Source organism: Natrinema hispanicum (genome assembly GCF_900111485.1).
In the GTDB taxonomy this organism is placed as follows: Archaea; Halobacteriota; Halobacteria; order Halobacteriales; family Natrialbaceae; genus Natrinema; species Natrinema hispanicum_A.
This window is the reverse complement of sequence record NZ_FOIC01000080.1, coordinates 1-1946: the sequence shown is the minus strand read 5'-3', so window position 1 is coordinate 1946 and position 1946 is coordinate 1. Positions and strand designations below refer to the sequence as shown.

The window sequence follows — 1946 nt, the reverse complement described above, 5'->3', positions numbered from 1 at the left end:
GACAGAACAGGTGACTCAGGTCAGGCTAACTGGCGATGCTTTGTGAGGTACTGAGTTTGCGACGCGACCGATTTCTTGTCTCAAGCTCGACCGGGAGTACGGACGCAAACCCGACAGGGAATCGAGTCGATCTCTCACGAAACTGTCCGCCAGCGTCTAAACTACCCTGAAACCGTATCTCTCACACCTCCGCAGTGTCGGTTCAGGTCACTACGGGTGTGACGCCGCCGATGATCCGTCCCTCCGAGTTGAGTAACTCGAGATGGTGATATCGATTTTCAAGTGCCCCCATTATCACTCATCTCTTCAACAGCTGCTAAGGCGTTTGTCTGTCCGGCACCAAATTCAGGGTCGCCATAACCAGAGTCGCCCTCAGCGGATTGCTGAATCACGTTCTGGACCTGTTTAGCGTTTGCATTAGGGGCTATCTCCCTCACGAGTGCTACGAGACCAGCTACCTGTGGGGCAGCCATTGAGGTGCCAATCTTCCACCCGTAGCGCGCCTCACCGTCGTCGGACACTGGAAGCGTTGAGTAAATCAAATTGCGTGGATACGGCAACGCCACTTCTTCAGGATCAGTGGTAAGCGTTTTTTCTGGAGTTTCGTACCCGCCGCCGGGAGCACCGATGTCAATTTCATTAGTTCCGTAGTTCGAGTAGAAACTCAAATGGTCGCTTGGCGTACTTGCGCTAACGCTTATCACCCCTGCAAGACTATTTGGGAGTGTGAAGCGACCACCTTGTTGAAGATTTGTATTGTTGTTACCAGCAGCAGCAACAAGTAATGTCCCTTGGCGTGTGACATTATTAGCGACAGATTCCATCAAGCGGCGGTATTGAACGGCGTTTCTTTGAGGCGGGATTGGATATGTGCCGACGCTCATATTCGCCGCATCAGCACCGATCTCGGCGGCGTATTCCATAGCTGCAAGGATATCTCCCCACGTGCCTGTTTCTGGGCCGAGTATGCGTACGGAAACAATTGTTGTGTCAGGCGCAGTGCCAAGCATTCCGGCAGCGCCTGTCCCAGCAACGGTTCCGGCGACGTGGGTTGCATGATCACCGCCACGGGGACCATCATAGGGCTCGGGTTGGCCGTCAATGATCACTGCACTTCTCTCGATATCAACGTCCAGATCAGGATGGGTGTTATCAACACCGGTATCGAGGACTGCGACCGTCCGCCCGGATCCTGTTGCATATGCGTGGGCTTCCCGAACCTGCTGGAGTTGCTTGTCCCAGAGGAACTGCTCATACACCTGATCGACTGACCTCTCCGTGCTACTATCGGCGTTCTGTTCAAGAGGTGGTTCCTCAAGCTCAACATTGAAGTCGTGGAGGACATTCGAAACGCCATTAATTTCGGTGAGGGCGTTAGTCGTTTCTTCAGGTCCTGCGATAAGGAGGATATTACCACCAGCGAGTTCGCTCAGGACTTCATAGTCCAAATCCTGGATTTCTTTATTAACATTCCCATTCGTTCTCACAATGTAGCGGATACGGTCACTGCTTGCCGTCGCGACCCCAGCGAAGGTTAGTGTCGTTCCAATCGCTCCAATTTTCCTAATTACTGACCTTCTGTTGACAGGCATCATGTTATTTTGACTATATCTGATATTAATAAATGTTTTGTAATCAATAAGATGGTAGATAGCAACACGTTCGGTCGTGTTACAAAGTCGTATAAAGTTTGACCCTGTTCTAAAGCTGTCTATGCTCGCATCTGGTAAGCCAACGAACATCAGCAGTGTGATGGCTGTTTTGGCTGACTGTTTGAATAGTTCGTCAACGAACATCACGGATCCATTCCAGAATCGAAAAACAAGAGGTATCTCGAGTTCGTTCTCAGCTACGAACGTCGTCAATCGAATCGGAGACGTCCTTCATCTTGACGTCGGCGTAGGCCTCGTGAGTAGTCTCGATCGAGTTGTGTCGTAACGCTTCCT

1 protein-coding gene is annotated in these 1946 nt (G+C 51.1%); it reads right to left on the bottom strand.

The window, feature by feature from the left end; translation table 11 throughout:
* Nucleotides 1-278: 278 nt before the first annotated feature.
* The gene (locus BSG09_RS19985) at nucleotides 279-1865 is read right to left on the bottom strand and encodes a S8 family peptidase (protein ID WP_223174836.1); all 1587 of its coding nucleotides are present in this window, start codon (nucleotides 1863-1865) and stop codon (nucleotides 279-281) included.
* Nucleotides 1866-1946 lie beyond the last annotated feature (81 nt).